Genomic DNA, 17,787 nt, shown 5'->3' with positions numbered 1-17,787 from the left:
GATCTTACAGTTCTCTGCGCCGCTGCTGGTTTAGACGAATCTTGGATTCATTGCCTTGTTCCGTTGCTTCATAGAAAATGCGGCGTGAGAGCTGTTTCGGTAAATATTCCTGTTTCACATAATGGCCCGGATAATTATGCGGGTATTGGTAGCCTTCATGTCCGAGCTTCACTGCACCGGAATAATGGGTATCCCGCAGATGAAGAGGGACCTCGGCCGATTTCACCTCATCAATGGCATTCATCGCTTTTGAGATCGCAGTGTACACCGCATTGGACTTCGGACTTTCAACAGCAAACAGGATCGCTTGGGCAATGTTCAGCTTGGCTTCAGGCCAGCCATTATTGCGATAAGCATCCAATGCCCCAATGGCCTGGGTCATCGCTTGCGGATTCGCAAGTCCAATATCTTCACTGCTCGCTGCAATTAGACGACGTATAAACGTCATCGGGTCCATGCCCAGCTTCTCTACCGCATACAAAAACCAGAACAATGCCGCATCACTGGAACCCCGAATGCTTTTATGAAATGCTGACAATACATCATATTGTGTCGATTCATCTGCCTTCACAATCGGACGACGTATAGATTCTTCCGCTACATCGAGCGTAATGTGAATCGAACCATCCTTCTCTGGCGGTGTAGTCAGTGCAGCAAGTTCCAAGGCGTTCAGCGCACGCCGAATATCGCCATTTGCCATCGTTGCAATATGCTCCAATGCCTCATCATCTGCCTGCAGGTCCATGAATCCCAAACCTTTATCCGCATCCGCCAGCGCTCGGCGCATCGCAATCAGAGAATGTTCTTTGTTCAAAGACTCCAGCTGAAACAGCGTCGAACGGCTCATCAAGGCCCCATTCACATAATGAAAGGGATTCTCTGTCGTTGCGCCAATAAAAATGATCGTGCCCTTCTCTACTGCGGGCAGCAGTGCATCCTGACGTGAACTATTAAAACGGTGTACTTCATCGAGGAACAAAATGGTTTTTGTTCCATACAACTGCTTGTTCGTTTGCGCCTGCTCGATGACTTCACGTACATCTTTGACGGAAGCATCCACCGCATTCAGACGAACGAACTGTCCTTGGGTATGCTGGGAAATAATATGTGCCAGTGTCGTCTTGCCACATCCCGGAGGACCGTAAAGCAAGATGGACGAGATCTGATCCGCTTCAATCGCGCGCCGAAGCAATTTTCCAGGTCCAATAATATGCTCTTGCCCAATATATTCATCAAGCCGCTCTGGCCGCAGACGGTCAGCGAGCAGTCTTGCTTGAGGTACTGAATCCTGCTGAAACGAAAATAAATCCATTGCTCATCACTTCCTTAACGGATTGCCTTTACTTGTTCCTGATAAATTTCTGATTAATCGCTATTCTCTATCATATCATACTCCCGCGGCAGCATACCCATAAATGCGCCAAGCGCACTGCTGACAAAGGCATCCTTGCGCGTAATAAAATGAGTCATCATCCGATTCATGCCTACCGGGAGTGTGTGCTTTCGCAGTAATCCATTTTCAATCTGGTTCCGAATGACGATCTCGGGTAACAATGAAATGCCCATGCCGGATGTGACCCCGCTAATAATCGCTTCAAGAGTTCCAAATTCCATAATGACCGGACGGGTTACACCGCTAACCGATAACCATTCCTCCAAAATCTGACGATACGAACATCCCATGCTGTAGACCAGAATCGGTTTACTGGTGAGTTCCTCGTCTTCCGGTCCCATACCGGAGGAGACAACGAATAGTTCTTCGTCGAATACAGGAGTAGCAGCAATGTCGGGGTGGTCACATGAACAACCGATAAATGCCCCTTCCAATTCATACCCAATAACCTGATCCATAAGCACTTGGGAGTTACCTGTAGTCAAAGATAAGGAGACAGCCGGATGCTGTTTATAATATTTCGCAAAAAGCTCAGGTAAACGTACCGCTGCGGCAGTCTGCGTGGAGCCTATGCGCAGTGGTCCAGAAGGTTCATTTGTAGAACTCAACGCCTTACCCGCCTCATCGAGCAGGCCTACAATTTTATCCGCATACGTCAGCAGCATCTCCCCTGCTGGAGATAATGTCATCCCCCGATTATGACGGATAAACAACAGTGTCCCTACTTCGGATTCCAGATGTCGTATCCTTGCTGTCACATTGGACTGCACGTAACCAAGGCGCTCCGCAGCTCGGGTCAGATTCCCTTCTTGTGCGACACATTGAAATATCCTTAAATCCCCGCTCTCCATTGTAAACCTCCCAACTATGCTATATCCATCCAGGCATCATTTAAAATGATATCCAATCTATTAGCAATCATTATACAGTATAGCTGCTTCGAGCTACAATCGGGGTAGATCAGAACACAGCAACTCCCTGTTCGCTGAGTTCAATTAAGGAGTGTTCACGATGATGAACTGGACCAACACTGTAGCTTTGGTAACCGGAGGCGGTACGGGTATAGGCCGAGCTACCAGTATACTGCTCGCTAGTCGTGGAGCAACCGTTGCCGTCAATTACTCCCGTTCCCAGGATGAGGCCGAAGAGACTGTACAACAAATTTTGAATGCGGGAGGTCATGCTTTTGCAGTTCAGGCCAATGTTGCTTCCGATGTCGAGGTTCGTCAAATGATAGCCTCTATCACTGATCAAGTTGGCCCTGTGACAGCACTCGTAAACAACGCCAGCATTACGCATCATATCCCAATGAAGGATCTGGAAGCCGTAACGGATGACATATGGAATGAACTATATGATGTCAATGTTAAAGGCATGTTTTACTGCGCACGAGCTGTAGCGAAAGGAATGCAGCAGGCAGGTCAAGGCGCAATCGTTAACCTCGGCAGCATAGCTGGCAGCACAGGATCCGGGTCCTCCCTTCCTTACGCAGTATCCAAAGCAGCAGTACACGGTTTGACGAAGTCTTTGGCACATGCTTTATCCCCTGATATTCGGGTTAACGCCATCATTCCGGGTGCAGTCGCGACCCGTTGGTGGGCAGGAAAGGAAGAACAGATGCATCGTCTAGGTGGTGAATTATTGTTGCAGCGAATAGCGGCAAGCGAAGACATTGCACATATGATATGCGCCGCGTTGGAGCAACCATCCATGACCGGGCAACTGATTACAGTAGATAGCGGTCAGATGTTATGAGCATGGGAAGCGAAAAGGAGGAATTCTGATGAAGCCTTTAAAATATACACTCCTGATCCTTGTTACAACTCTTATCATGGGAACCTCGTTTCCCGTAGGCAAAATCGGCATGATGTATGCTCCTCCCTTTTTGTTAATGGGACTTCGCTATATATTGGCAGGAGCATTACTAGCGTGGATCATTAGAAAACGTCCCATGCCTGTGGGGTGGAAACAGTGGATGCAAGTCGCCGTAATCGGTCTGTTCCAGTCGGCAGGAGTGATGGGCTGTGCCTACTACAGCATGAACTGGATCAGTTCGGGAGAGTCTGCTATTATCACCTTTACGAATCCGTTGCTTGTCATCATCCTGAGTGCTGCTCTATATGGAGTGTCCTATCGTTTTAGCCAGTGGACCGGTGTGGTGCTCGGATTGGTCGGAGTGGCGTTAACCTTTGGATTCCATCTGAGTATGAGTCCTGGAACGTGGATTGGCTTCGGCGGCGCTGTCTCTTTTGCTGTATCTACGTTGCTCATTAAACGTTGGGGAGCTGCTCATGATACATTTGTACTTACCGCTTACCAAATGCTCGCTGGAGGGGCAGTACTGCTTCTACTAAGTGTGTTTACAGAGCAGCCTCATTTTATCGTAAATACAACATCCATCGTTGTCCTGGTATGGCTGACCACTTTCTGTTCCATCATTCAATTCACCCTCTGGTTTTATTTGCTGCAGAACACCGATCCGGCCAAAACCAGTTCCTTTCTTTTTCTGGCGCCGCTGTTTGGACTACTGTCGAGCTTCGTCTTGTTGGAAGAGCATGTCGGCTGGATTGTGGGTGCAGGCGGGGTAATGATCTGTCTGGGCATTTTCCTGGTTAACCGCCATCCCGCCAGTCATAAGTCAGTTTTGGATAAACCGGGGTCGCCCCAACACACACCTGCAAGTTGACCAGTAGAAGAACAACAGCGAAACTTGAGGTGAGCCACTCGAAAATAAAACTCATATGAGAACGCAGAAAGAGCATGGCGTTTTAACAGCGCCATGCCCTTTCTATATTAATGCTATGTTCAACAACAAGGATTCACTCTGCCTCGCTGTCAGGCCAACCCTGAATGGCAACAGACTCGCCTTCCGGATTGTGGGTTGCAGCAGCATAGTCTGGCAGCTGGCCGTCGTGGAATAACCACAATTCGTGCAACGCCCGTGTACAGCCAACGTATAACAGCTTCGCATCACCCGCATTGGGCAAATAGTGTTTCTCATCCGCGTCCGCAACGATTACTGCATCAAACTCCAGCCCTTTTGACAAATAGACAGGTAAAACGGAGTGACCGCCTGTGTACTGTTTTTTGCCGCCGTCAATCAAGTTCAGATCCCAGCCTGCTGCCTGAAGTTTACGGTGAAGCTCCTTTGCTTCATGCAGGGTACGGGTCAGAATGGAAACTGTACGATAGTCTTTGACCGTTAAGAGCTTCAGAGCCTGTTCAAGGCTCGCTGTGCGCCCTTCTACCCCATAGGACAATGTCCGTACAGGATCACCACTCCGGAATACAGGAATCGCCGTAATGCCACTCTTGACGCCCCGCTCCAGAATCGTATTGGCATAATCGATAATTTCCATCGTCGAGCGATAACTTCGCGTCAATGCAAAGTATGCATTCTGTTCCTCAGGAAACAGCGAACTCATCTCTTCCCACGCGTGAACACCACGGTACTCATGGATGCCTTGGGACAGATCGCCCAGTATGGTGAAGGAATGCCCTTTGACAAACTGATCCAATAACGCCACATGAAAAGGAGAAAAGTCCTGCGCTTCATCAATGACAACGTGATCGAATCGCTCGGAGCCTTCAATATCGTGAACCAAGGTATGAATGTACACCAATGCAGGCAAATCCTCTTCACGGATGATATCCTGCTTCAGATCTGCTGCCGTTTGCTTCATCACCAATTTGGGAATAAGCGCGCTAAGCGAGGCAGGTACCGAACCGCCTTTAACAACCTTGAACAGCTGTTTGTACAGCGTAAGTGGTTCATATTGAGGCCATTTTTTGGCATAGGCTTTCTCACGGGTTGCCGCTTTCTTTTTACGCTCTTTACGAACGGCTTCCGGGCAAGGTTTCTTGAGTTCCATCTCAATCCAGCGATGAATACGCGCCATAACCCGCTCTTTTCGTTTTGCCAGCGGATAATGTTTGTACTCTTCCCCAAACCAGTTCTCAATCTCGGCTTTGCTGAGCACTGCACCATCCCACGGACTAAAGTCCATATCAGGTACGGATTCTCCTTCCATCCCGGATAACCACTCCCGGATCAGTTCCATGAAGCGGATCGATCCTTTGTAGCGCCCTGGCACATCCTCATTGAGTTCAGGACGTGCATCCGGCGTTTCAAACCAGGTGTTCAATGTCTCCGACGTGTCTGCCAAAGGTAGGTCCAGCCCCAGCAGGTTCATCGCCCAATCCGGGAATGTACGCTGCTGAATGTCCCCTACACCGAGCTCCGGGAGTACATCCGATATGTAATCCAGGAACATATGGTTAGGTGCGAAAATAACCATTTTCTCCGCAGATACCTGCTCCTTATACTGATAGAGTAAAAAGGCGAGGCGATGCAGTGCGACGGTTGTTTTACCCGAACCGGCCACACCCTGAATGATCAATGCGGTGTTTCTCGCCGCACGAATGATCTGATCCTGCTCCGCCTGAATGGTAGATACGATATCACGGAGTTTGTTGTCTTTGTTCTCACCCAATCGATACACGAGGAATTCATCCGATACGGCTGGCTGGTCACTGTCCCGATTGTACGTATCTGCCACACGTTCCAATATACGCTGCCGAATGACAACGTTTCGTTTCAGATAAACCAGGCCCTCAATGAGTCCTTCCGGGGCTTCATACGTTGCGGAGGCTTCCCCTCCGGTAAATGAGTAAAACAGGCTTGCGACAGGAGCACGCCAATCGATGACGAGCGGATGCTCTCCCACCTCTTCGCGGTCTACGCCGATTTTGCCAATATACAGCGGTTTCCGTGCACCACTGCCCTGTTCTTCGAAATCCAAGCGTCCGAAATAGGGTTGCTGCGCGCTCTTGGACAAGGCGGTGCGGCGCTCTTCACGTCCGGCCTCCAGCACTTGCTCTGTGAAGTCGTGGCCGGTATACACCGGAATATTCCGCAGCCGTTCCAGCTGACTGTCCACTTCCTTCATCGTTCGCTCTAACCTGTACTCTTCTTCTTGATAGGCACTTTGAAAGCTGTCTGACATGTTTCAGTTACCTCCTAAGAATATGTTTTTCTGCATAGTCAACACTGACGACACAAAAGGATACCCACTATATCATATTGATGTACAAAAAGCTACAGTAACCTGGATAGCCAAATGAAAGAAACCGCTGTTCCTGTTCGCAAAGAACAGATGAACAACGGTTTTCCTTTTACATCATTCCGGTTCCGAATCCGGCTTTCCATCCTGTGCCACAAACTGTTTCTGTGCCAGTTCACGGTATACCGGGTGGTTGCTAATTAGCTCCGCATGTGTTCCCGTTCCCGTCACATGTCCCTGTTCCAGAACAACAATCTGATCAGAGTCGACGACGGTGGACAATCGGTGTGCAATAACAACCGTTGTTCGTCCTTCCATCAGATTGGACAGGGCTTGCTGCACTTCATGTTCGGAGGTGCTGTCCAGACTGGACGTCGCTTCATCCAGCAACAGAATATCCGGGCTGCGCAGCAGGGCACGAGCAATGGCAATCCGTTGGCGTTGACCACCGGAGAGCTTGATCCCGCGTTCTCCCACTTCCGTGTCGTAGCCCTGAGGCAGTTTATCAATAAAAGCGGAGGAATACGCCATTTCTGCCGCCTGTCTAATTTCATCCATACTCGCCTCACGGCCCAGCCCGTATGTCATGTTTTCCTTAATTGTGCCCGCCATCAGAGGGCTCTCCTGTGATACATATCCAATCTTGCTTCGCCAAGAGGCTAATGAATAATCGGTTATGGCTTGTCCACCATATGATATACTGCCCGACTCTGGAAGATAGAACTGCTCCAAGAGGGAGAACAGCGTTGATTTCCCGCTGCCGCTTGGCCCCACAATGGCGGTCACTTTACGGGCAGGAACGGTCAGATTAATTCCATGCAGTACCTCTTCCCCTGTTACATATGAGAAATGGAGATTGTTAAATGTAATCGTCTCATTGCCCTTGGGAGCAATTGCTGTGCTATGGCGCGGTTCTTCTTCATGTGCCAGAATAGCCTGAATGCGTTCTGTCGCACCGACAACCTTTTGCAGACGTGAATACAGTGTCGTAAATTGTCCCATCGGCATAATCACCTGGAACAACAACAGAATGAAGGCAACCAGTTCACCCGGAGACAGCAATCCAGAAGCTACCCGCATGCCGCCAACACCCAGTATAACAACCAGCACAGCCGTCATGACAAACGTAAAGAGTGGACCGATCAACGCCAAAATCCGAGCTTCCTGTAATCCAAAAGCAAACATCTTCCCAATACGGGAATCGCCTGCTTCCGCCTCCTGTTTCTCCGTTCCATAAGCTTTCACCAAACGAATCTCGCCAATGACTTGGCTGAGCACCGAAGTAAGACCTGCCATTTCGTCCTGCTGCTTTTTGGAGATTTTGTACATTTTACGACCAACAGGCAGCAGGATCAGCAGCGTTAGCGGCACTAGGCTCAAAATGATGAGTGACATAACCCAATCCAGATAGAAAAGCAACGCTACCCCGCCCACAACCGCAACGATATTGGACACAAAAGAGACGAGATAATCCGCAATTAGCGTCATAATCTGACTTGTATCATTCGTAATTCGACTCATCGTATCCCCTGTACGATTCCGGTCGAAATATGGCATCGGTAGGGATAATACCTTGTTCCACAGCTTCGTTCGCAATGTCGCAACCACCCGTTGACCTGCATAGTTCAACATATAGATGCTGATGCCTGAAGCGATGGCCTGAATAACAAATGCCCCCAGCAGCAGGAAAATAACGGACTTGTTCAGCGCAGACATTGTAAGCCCATCAATCAGGCCTTTGGTCATCAATGGCACAATCAGTCCGGCTGTCGTCTGAATAAGTGTCAGGATCAACGCAATGATCAGAATTAGCTTTGGTGGATTTGTCGCAGCAATCAGCTTCACAAAATCCTTGAATCCTTTTTTTCCTATTTTCGATTCAGCTTGACCTGCCTGTTGTTGCTCTTCCATTACCGTTCCCCCGTTCTCCCCTTGTTCACCAGAGATCATACGTATGAACTTACACTACGTTTCCTGTCTTTTACAATATCCCATGCAGCACAAAATTGGCCAAAAACAGGATGGCAATGCCATACATGACTTTAGGCACCTGTTTGCCCTGGCCCGCCGCCAGCTTCGCCACCGGATACGCAATGAATCCAAATGCCATCCCGTCCACGATGCTGTACGTAAATGGAATCATGACCATGATCAGAAAAGCCGGAAAAGCTTCCGTGAAATCACTGAAATCCATGTCCTTCACACTTTGTACCATCAAGCCGCCAATAATGATCAAAATCGGTGCAATAGCACTGTCCGGAATATAACCCAATAGTGGAATAAAGAAGAACGTTGCACCAAACAGCACTGCGGTAACTAGTGGAGTCAAGCCTGTACGTCCACCTGCTGCTATGCCCGCTGTTGTCTCGGCCGCAGCTACAGTAGGACTGCTGCCAAAAATTCCGGCAAAAATATTCGAGATCGACAGCGCCCGCAAACTGCCCTTAAATCTTTGGGGGCGACCAATCAGATGGGTTTGGGCTGTGATCAGGCCGATGTTTTCAAATACAACGATCAGCAACAACAAAAATACAGCAATCCAGAACGATAGATCCACCAGATTTGCGAAGGACAGCTGGGCAAACAAACCGCCGTATTGATGCAATGCTGCTGTGGCAGACACCGGATCACCCGGTTTTACCGCACCAAGCACATAAGCTAGTCCTGTTCCCGCCAGAATACTAATCAGGAGCCCGCCTTGTACATTGCGTATAAATAAAATCAAGGCGATCACAAGAGTAACACAGGCAGTGATCACTCCAGGATCATTAAAATGTCCGATCGCTACAAACGTGGTCTGGTGTGCGATGACGATTCCGCTTTTTTGCAAACCGATAAACGTCAGAAACAAACCAATCCCCACCGTAATGCCATGCTGCAGGTTTTTCGGAATGGCCTCACTAATTATTTTATATAACGATGTAAAGGCTACGACCGCAAACAGCACACCGGTGACGGATACAACCGCCAAGGCTTCCTGCCAGCTCAATTTCATCGAATGTACGAGTGTATACGTGAAAAATGCATTGATGCCCATGCCAGGTACAACGATAATCGGCGACTTACCGCCAAATGCCATCAGCAAACACCCTGCAATGGACGTCAGCAGTGTACCCACCATAGCCGCCTGCAGCGGCATTCCGGCATCGGCCAGAATTGTTGCATTGACCATTATGATATAGACCACGGCAAAATAAGAAATGGCCCCCGCCACAATTTCTTTCTTCCACTGGTCCCCCGGCTCCAGGCCAAGACGTCTGGTCATCCATCCTTGTTTCATTCGTTCCGTTCCCCTCTCTCTATGTAAGCCGAACAAATGTATTTACACTCTACCACTGCGCGGACAGAACAACCTTCCGATGTAGCTTTCTTTCAGAAAGCTTTTAGGCGCACGCTTCGCTTCTCCAGGTTTTTTCTGTCCTCTTCGTTCTTGTGTAAATCTTATATAGCTGCGATTTCTCTATGTATTTACCATCATTTCGCGCAGCACCACATATCATACACGGTTTTGGGATTGAAGTACATCACGTAACCCTGACATTTGTTAAGGTTTCGCGCATGCAAAAAAGCGCAGGTACCTAGTCGGTACCTACGCTTTTCCATTCACAGCAGATTACTGCTGCTTGTTCTCTGCAATTTCGATCAGTTCCTTGACGGCCACACTGACCATGATCAGTCCGGCTACCGGAGGAACAAAGGCGTTACTCGCTGGTGGCTGTTTCGCCTTGCGAATTTCCGGCGCATTCTCAGGAACGATTTTTTGCGTCACATCTGCGCGAGGTTTCAATGGTTCTTCGGTGGAGAAGACCACTTTCACACCTTTTTTGATGCCTTCTTTCCGCAGTTTTGTGCGGACAACTCGGGCAATCGGGTCCATGGTCGTTTTCGAAATATCCGCAACCTGGAATTTCGTAGGGTCCATTTTGTTTGCCGCACCCATGCTGGAAATGACCGGAATCTTCCGTTTCAAACATTCCTTAATGAGATGGATTTTGTAAATGATCGTGTCGGAAGCATCCAGCACATAATCCAGCTCATATTTGAACAATTCCTCATACGTTTCTTCCGTGTAAAACATATTCAGTGCAATCGCGTCGCACTCCGGATTGATGAGCTTCACCCGCTCTACCATCAGATCTGCTTTTTTCTGACCAACGGTCGTAGTCAAAGCATGAATCTGACGATTGATGTTGGTGATGTCCACCACGTCTTTATCAATCAGAATGATACGCCCAACACCACTACGGGCGAGAGCTTCCACTGCAATACCGCCCACGCCGCCGATGCCGAGCACAGCTACTGTACTATTTTTCAAAGCGTTCAGACCTTCAGGTCCGATTGCCAGTTCTGTTCTTGAAAATTGATGGAGCATTGAGAATCGATGCCTCCTTTATTTCTTTTCCGCCACCGGTTTACGGGCTACGCGGATGTGAAGTTGTTCCAATTGGGAGTTATCCACTTCAGAAGGTGCATTCATGAGCAGATCCGTTGCACTTGCCGTTTTCGGGAAGGCAATCGTTTCACGCAGATTCGTGCGGCCTGCCAGCAGCATTACTAGACGGTCGAGACCAAAGGCGATTCCGCCGTGTGGTGGCGTTCCGTATTCGAACGCTTCGAGCAGATATCCGAATTTCTCGTTGGCTACTTCTGGAGAGAGTCCCAGAGCAGCGAACATTTTTTCCTGAACATCACGTTTGTAAATACGCATCGAACCGCCGCCTACTTCATAACCATTCAGAACAAGGTCATAGGCTTGAGCGCGAATGGCACCCGGATCTGTATCAAAAAGATGTACATCTTCATCTTTAGGACGTGTGAACGGATGGTGTTCTGCGACATAACGTTTCGCATCTTCATCGTACCCGAGCAATGGGAAGTCCACAACCCATGCAAATTTGAATTTGCTGTCATCGATCAAGCCCAGTTGACGACCGATTTTCAGACGCAATGCGCCCAGTACATCTGCAACCACTTTTTTGGTGTCAGCAGAGAAGAGCAACAAGTCGCCTTCTTCAGCGCCAGTACGTTCTTTGACTGCTTCGATCTCTTCCGGCGTAAAGAACTTCACGATTGGCCCTTTGAACTCGCCATCTTTTACTTGAATCCACGCCAATCCTTTTGCACCGTAACGTGCAGCAAATGGTCCGAGGTCATCGATTTCTTTACGGCTCCATGTACCACAGCCTTTGGCGTTCAGCACTTTCACTTCTCCACCTTTTTCGATGACAGAAGCAAATACTTTCACACCACTGTTTGCTACGATATCGTTCATTTCAACCAGTTCCATGCCAAAACGCAGATCCGGTTTGTCTGAACCGTATTTACCCATTGCATCTGCATACGTAATCCGTTGGAAAGGCAGTTCCAGCTCAATGCCTTTCGTTTCACGCAGCAATTTGGCCATCAGTTCTTCCATCATTGGCAGCAGGTCATCCTGTTGCAGGAAGGAAGTCTCGATGTCGACTTGGGTGAATTCCGGTTGACGGTCCGCACGCAAATCTTCATCACGGAAACAACGAGCGATCTGATAGTAACGCTCAAGTCCGCCGACCATCAGCAATTGTTTGTAAATTTGCGGGGATTGCGGCAGGGCGAAGAATTCACCTTCATGCACACGGCTTGGTACGAGATAATCACGCGCACCTTCCGGGGAGCTCTTGGTCAGGATTGGTGTTTCTACTTCAACGAATTCTTCTCCATCCAGATAATCACGGAACACTTTGGATGCTTTGGAACGCAATTTCAAGGTTTCAAACATTTCCGGACGACGCAGGTCCAGGTAACGATATTTCAAGCGAAGCGACTCGTCGACTTCCACACCATCTTCGATGAAGAATGGAGGAGTTTTGGCCGCGTTCAGTACTTCAATCTCGGTAATTTGCACTTCGATTTCGCCTGTAGGCAGGTTTTTGTTTACAGTCTCTTCGTCACGTTTAACGACTTTACCTGTTACCGCGATAACATACTCGCTCCGCACTCTGTCAGCGATTTGCAATGCTTCGCCAGAGTAAGCCGGGTTGAAAACAACTTGTACAATTCCGCTGCGGTCACGCAGATCGATAAACAGTACGCCCCCCAGGTCACGGCGGGTCTGTACCCAGCCGTTCAATGTTACGGTCTCACCGATGTGTGCGGGTGTTAATGCGCCGCAATGATGACTTCTTTTCATAACCAAACTCCTCTTATGTGAATTTCCGTTCTGTATGGGCGGGCAGAGCCCGCTTTTCAACAGTGCGGTTGCGTGAAGACGATTTTATTTCGAAAAGGCATGTTACCTCTGACTCGTCAACTTCCGATTAATCGGAAACATTGGTGAACCTCAGTAATCTTGCCGGATCCATTGTTGCTATTTTACAGTTTCAGACTCGTGCTTATTTACTTCCGCGTACAGCTGACACCAGATCATCGAGCTTCACGGTTTGTTGTTCACCTGTATCCATGGACTTCAGGGCAATTTCCCCGCGCTCCAGTTCATCATCACCCAGAATGGCAGTGTAACGGGCTTTGAATCGGTCAGCAGATTTCATCTGGGCTTTCATCTTGCGACCGAGATAATCGCGTTCACCGGACAGGCCGGATTGACGGAGTTTGAACAACAGTCGGTTCACTTCACGATCAGCAGCATCTCCCAAAGCAACAAAGTACACATCCAATGGAGCCAGTGTAGTAACCTCAATATTTTGGTGCTCCAGAATCAGTTGAATACGCTCCAGACCGATACCGAAACCAATACCAGGCTGATCCGGTCCACCGATATCTCCAACGAGGCCGTTGTATCTGCCGCCACCGCCGACTGTATCAATTGCGCCAATACCTTGGGCTTTCAGTTCAAAAGCAGTCAATGTGTAGTAATCCAAGCCGCGTACCAGACGATTGTTCACCGCGTAATCTACGCCAAAATCATCCAGATACTCTTTCAGCTTGGCAAAGTGGTTCAATGATTCTTCATCCAGACTATCCAGTATGGACGGTGCCCCTACGAATTTGTCCTGATCGACTTTGCAGTCGAGCACACGCAGCGGATTACGTTCCATCCGGGATTGGCAGTCCTTGCACAGGCTGTCCTTCATCGGTCTTAGGAATCCAAGCAATTTTTCGCGATATTCTGCACGGCTGGTTGGGTTACCTACCGAGTTGATCTCGACTTTGACATCTTTCAGTCCCAGTTCTACGCACAGCTGATACCCAAGTGCAATGACTTCAGCATCGATGGCTGGATCAAGGGCTCCGATAGCTTCTACGCCGAACTGGTGGAACTGCCGCTGGCGACCTGCTTGCGGACGTTCGTACCGGAACATCGGACCGATGTAATAGAGCTTGCTCACATCTGGTTCGCCATAGATTTTATTTTCCACATAAGCGCGGACAACACCCGCTGTACCCTCCGGACGAAGGGTCATGCTGCGGTCCCCTTTATCATTGAAGGTGTACATTTCTTTTTCAACAATATCGGTTGTTTCCCCAACGCCTCGTACAAATAAAGAAGTCTGTTCGAAGATCGGTGTGCGAATCTCGCGGTAATTAAAACGGCGGCACAGATCACGCGCTTTTTCCTCTACGAACTGCCACTTTTCCACAACACCAGGCAGCAAGTCCTGCGTTCCAGTCGGTTTTTGAAAAGCCATCTTTCATCCCTCCAGCATCTATTTTTCTCTGTATAACAAAAAAATCCCTCGCCCTGTCGCTGTATACACAGCAAACAAAGGGACGAGGGATTGTGTTTACACATTCACCCGTGGTACCACCCACATTCCGGAATCCCTGACACTTTCGCCGTTCAGGTGATCATGTGATGATCTAAGATTGCTCCAGGCAATCCGATCAAACAGATCATTCCGCTCTACGTATAACGCACGCCCTGCGCAGGCCAGCTAATGACCATCAGATGTAAATCTAATGTGTTCGCTGTCTGTTCTCGGGGAAGTCATTCGTCCGCTCATCAAGAGAATCCTTACAGCCAGGGGATTCCTCTCTGTTCATGTGGGCACGGAGTACTTGGTCCCGTCATCAAATCATCAAGTTATATGATTACATGTTATTATATAACGTTTAAAGTTAATTTATTTTCTGATTGTAATGAACCGCAGTGCTAAAGTCAAGGGTTAACACAAAAAGATAGCATTAGAAAAAAAAATTCACACGCCGTACGGGAGGCGGAGTCCATAGAAATCAAAGCTAATAGAAGCTGGATTCATCAATGAATTCCAACTTCTATTGCTTTCTTATCTCTCTATTGTTTCAGCATCCACTTCAGCAGATCCGGCACATTCGCCCATAGACGGGAGTGTATAATGACATATTCAACCGCTTCGTCGGAATTGCCCATTCCGACAAAATCAGGGAGGTTATGTGGCAGCCGCTTCAAACCCAGCAGATAATCAGGCACATGTTTGTTCACACCCTGGGCCACACGGTACAGCCTTTTGAGCTGGGAGGTGATTCCGTTCCTCTTATACTCCAGAATGATCTTGTCATAGGCAAAGGCGGCTGTGGCGTCACCTTTCCCATACTTCTCCATCAGTTGCTCTGCCTGCTCCAATTGGTTGCTGTACAAATACACAGCAGCGAGCAGGTAACGCGCTCCGGTATTGTCTTCCGTATTAAGCTCCAAAATATGCTCCAGGATTTGTGCCGCTTCTTTGGTATCTCCACCAAACCAGCAGGATTCGGCGTAGCTTTTGCATATCCGGATATATGGACGAGTCTCATGAAGCCCCCAGAAGTCCCCTTTGTTCTTCTCAAAAAACAGTTCGCCCAGTTCGCGTTTGCCAGCAGCGATTCCGGCCTTGAGGTAAGATCGTGCATCAAGCTCATTGTCCGACTCCTCAGCCAGAATACGATATGCATCAGAGCTGTCAGAATACATCTCCAGTGCCATTTTCGCCAGCTGTATTCTGCGTTTGGAAGAACTGGCTTCCATCGCCTTATGTAGCAGAGCCTGCGCTTTGTCCTTCGATGTACCTGGGCTGTTCAGAATCATCAGCTCGTCCGTTTCGCCACCCATGCCGTATTCTTCGATGTACTCGAACATCTCCTTAACTTTTCGGGAAATCGTTGATGTCGTTACCTCATATTTACCTGACAGCTCAGCCTTCGAAACATTGAAGCCGTATTCCTCAGACAGCAAATACTCGATGGCGGCACAGAACGAGCCTGTCTTCTTCACAGTAGGGCGGGTCTGACGAGAATAGCCATTCCATAGCACCAGAGCTTCCAATATCAGCTCCCGCTCGTAATGGTCCCTCATGTTCTCAATAAGCTGCAGGGCCAGCTGTTCGTGAGCCTGATGCTCCCATTTCAGTTCGCGCTCCACCATCTTTTTCAGTTTGGTCAAGGTCAGTTTGCTCTCAGGCTGAATCGAGGCTTCCTGGGCATGCTGCCCCGTTGATATCAGCCCCAGTATGGATTCTACCGCAGAAGGCTCCTTGCCCAGACAGCATTTCTTATATTTTTTCCCGCTTCCGCACGGGCATAAATCATTTCTTCCAACCTTACTCAAAACTAATTCCCCCTTAAATCTGTCACTAGCCATTTGCATGAGAACACTGTTGCTTTAGCATTATAGGTGTCATTTCTCCTACAAGGCATTCTATATAATTTACAATTTCCAGCATCAAGCAGAAACGGTTGCCCCGCTCTTATATAAGGGCGGGGTCGTTCAGCGAGTATATGTTCATCTGGAATATGACGATCACTCTGGCTATGAATTCCTCACACTCTTTATCATAGGATTGGATTCGCCTGAGTCCAATCACTGGAAGCTTGATTTACCGTCCAATGTAGCCCAACTATGAAAACAATTCGCTTTAAAATATTCAAGTCCATTTCTCTATTCTAGCAAAAATTTAAATACGGGGTAAGTTTCGCCCAAAAGATATACATTCTCATCTCAAAAAAAAAACCTGCACACGGTGTGCAGGCTCAAAGGATATATAAAAAAAGGGGGTCATGTGTGTTATTATAAACGGGCTATGTTAAAGGCTTATGTAACTAATATTACAGTAATATTACAAAAATGATAGCGCTTTATAATTTATTATTTTCTACATCACAAAAGCCCCTGCAGACGTTCCTGACATGAAAGTCAGGCACTGCAAGGGCTTGATTCTACATATTAATTCAATTCTTCCACATAAGCTTGGTTGGAACGAAGTTTATGAACGATTTCCTCATAATCCTCATCCCTTACTTTGGCAGACAAAACATAACGCAGATCGTCATAGTCAGCCGAGGACACATCCGCAGCATCCAGTAGATCGCCATCCTCATTGACATTATCTCGTGAACCTCGCTCGGTATCGCGATCCACATTGCTGACGACCGGGATTACATTTTCACTGGCAGGAACCCCAGGGGCAGCACCCACACCCATGGCTCCATTGGTTCCTACGCCACCTGCTGTGTTATAAGGCACCAGAGGCACCATAATCCGTTTGTCTCTGCCAACCGCACTGTCCAGTTGTCCTACTTCCAAATGCTCTGTACGGAACGTCTGAAGTGAGGTTCTTGCTCCCTCCGCCTCGTCCTCGGTCCGAAAATACGCCTGAATATGTTTTGTCATGTCAAACCCTCCTTTATCGGAATAAATGCTTGGTAATGAAAACTTAGAAGCTTTGAGCTTCGACTTTCGAACTTCAACCTAATCTCATTAACACGTACGGCCCGTCCCAAGTCATTAAATGACTTTTAACAACTCGCGGACAAATGCCGGTTCATCGGCAGGCGTACGGGATGTAATATAATTTCCATCTACTACAGCTTCATGATCCTTGAATTCTGCCCCTGCGTTCACCATATCATCCTTGAGCGGTGGATAGGATGTAATCGTACGGCCTTTCAACAAATTCGCACTTGCCAGAATTTGCGGGCCGTGACAGATCGCAGCGATTGGTTTCTTCGCACTATTGATCTCCGTTACGAATTTCAGGATATGTGCGTCTGTACGCAAATTTTCAGGAGAAGATCCACCTGGAATGACAACTGCGTCGTAATCTGAAGCCGAAACCTCAGCGATCGCTTTGTCCGAAGTATAGGAGGCTTTACCACCTTTACCTTTCAGCGTCTCTCCTGCTTTCAAGCCGATAATTTCCACGTCGTGTCCGGCTTTTTTCACCTCATCATATGGAACCTGCATTTCCGAATCTTCAAAATCATTCGCCAATAAAAAAGCAACTTTACTCATAACGTATGTTCTCCTTTCCGTGTTCGAAATTTCTTGAAATCGGGTATTCGCAGAAATTGTTGGTGTACATTTCTTGTTCATTGCCCGTAATAAATACTGAACCTGGCACGCCATCGTGCCTCGTTCTGTTATTACCCTAACCAGAGCCG

At 48.2% G+C, this 17,787-nt stretch carries 13 protein-coding genes; 2 read left to right on the top strand and 11 right to left on the bottom strand.

Features of this window, described 5'->3' with window-relative positions:
- Positions 1–4: 4 nt before the first annotated feature.
- Both HW560_RS12500 and HW560_RS12495 read right to left on the bottom strand, forming a co-directional pair.
- Positions 5–1,312, bottom strand: coding sequence for a replication-associated recombination protein A (locus HW560_RS12500; protein WP_110001989.1), 1,308 nt, complete (start codon positions 1,310–1,312; stop codon positions 5–7).
- Between the two features lie 53 nt (positions 1,313–1,365).
- A complete protein-coding gene (locus tag HW560_RS12495; protein WP_090903964.1) occupies positions 1,366–2,244 on the bottom strand; it encodes a LysR family transcriptional regulator in 879 nt (292 codons plus the stop codon).
- A 163-nt stretch (positions 2,245–2,407) separates the two neighbouring features.
- On the opposite strand from HW560_RS12495, the gene HW560_RS12490 reads away from it, so the two are divergent.
- Positions 2,408–3,148, top strand: coding sequence for an SDR family NAD(P)-dependent oxidoreductase (locus HW560_RS12490; protein WP_179265791.1), 741 nt, complete (start codon positions 2,408–2,410; stop codon positions 3,146–3,148).
- A 28-nt stretch (positions 3,149–3,176) separates the two neighbouring features.
- Positions 3,177–4,079 (top strand): DMT family transporter, encoded by a 903-nt coding sequence (locus tag HW560_RS12485; protein WP_090903965.1) that lies wholly within the window; start codon positions 3,177–3,179, stop codon positions 4,077–4,079.
- A 133-nt stretch (positions 4,080–4,212) separates the two neighbouring features.
- Here the strand turns inward: HW560_RS12485 and HW560_RS12480 are convergent, their stop codons facing one another.
- The 9 genes from HW560_RS12480 to HW560_RS12440 all read right to left on the bottom strand — a co-directional run bounded on the left by HW560_RS12480 (position 4,213) and on the right by HW560_RS12440 (position 17,638).
- A complete protein-coding gene (locus HW560_RS12480; RefSeq protein ID WP_179263268.1) occupies positions 4,213–6,399 on the bottom strand; it encodes a HelD family protein in 2,187 nt (728 codons plus the stop codon).
- Between the two features lie 174 nt (positions 6,400–6,573).
- Positions 6,574–8,367 carry an ABC transporter ATP-binding protein gene (locus HW560_RS12475; RefSeq protein ID WP_110001993.1) on the bottom strand — a complete coding sequence of 598 codons (1,794 nt, stop codon included), beginning with the start codon at positions 8,365–8,367 and terminating at the stop codon, positions 6,574–6,576.
- 70 nt (positions 8,368–8,437) lie between these two features.
- Complete coding sequence (locus HW560_RS12470) at positions 8,438–9,736, bottom strand: NCS2 family permease (RefSeq protein WP_090903968.1); 1,299 nt, start codon at positions 9,734–9,736, stop codon at positions 8,438–8,440.
- A gap of 333 nt (positions 9,737–10,069) precedes the next feature.
- Positions 10,070–10,828, bottom strand: a complete 759-nt coding sequence (locus HW560_RS12465) for a tRNA threonylcarbamoyladenosine dehydratase (RefSeq protein WP_076287755.1) — start codon at positions 10,826–10,828, stop codon at positions 10,070–10,072.
- A gap of 18 nt (positions 10,829–10,846) precedes the next feature.
- A complete protein-coding gene (gene aspS, locus HW560_RS12460) occupies positions 10,847–12,625 on the bottom strand; it encodes an aspartate--tRNA ligase (RefSeq protein WP_063567716.1) in 1,779 nt (592 codons plus the stop codon).
- Between the two features lie 202 nt (positions 12,626–12,827).
- Positions 12,828–14,081, bottom strand: coding sequence for a histidine--tRNA ligase (hisS, locus tag HW560_RS12455; RefSeq protein ID WP_090903969.1), 1,254 nt, complete (start codon positions 14,079–14,081; stop codon positions 12,828–12,830).
- Positions 14,082–14,686: 605 nt separating this feature from the next.
- Positions 14,687–15,955 carry an SEC-C metal-binding domain-containing protein gene (locus tag HW560_RS12450; RefSeq protein WP_090903970.1) on the bottom strand — a complete coding sequence of 423 codons (1,269 nt, stop codon included), beginning with the start codon at positions 15,953–15,955 and terminating at the stop codon, positions 14,687–14,689.
- A 615-nt stretch (positions 15,956–16,570) separates the two neighbouring features.
- Positions 16,571–17,017: a hypothetical protein gene (locus HW560_RS12445; protein WP_090903971.1), complete on the bottom strand. Its 447-nt coding sequence runs from the start codon at positions 17,015–17,017 to the stop codon at positions 16,571–16,573.
- Between the two features lie 114 nt (positions 17,018–17,131).
- Complete coding sequence (locus HW560_RS12440) at positions 17,132–17,638, bottom strand: type 1 glutamine amidotransferase domain-containing protein (RefSeq protein ID WP_053779112.1); 507 nt, start codon at positions 17,636–17,638, stop codon at positions 17,132–17,134.
- Positions 17,639–17,787 lie beyond the last annotated feature (149 nt).

The organism is Paenibacillus sp. E222 (assembly GCF_013401555.1).
Taxonomy (GTDB): domain Bacteria; phylum Bacillota; class Bacilli; order Paenibacillales; family Paenibacillaceae; genus Paenibacillus.
The sequence above is the reverse complement of the archived record's forward strand: the minus strand, read 5'-3'. Positions and strand labels throughout refer to the sequence as shown.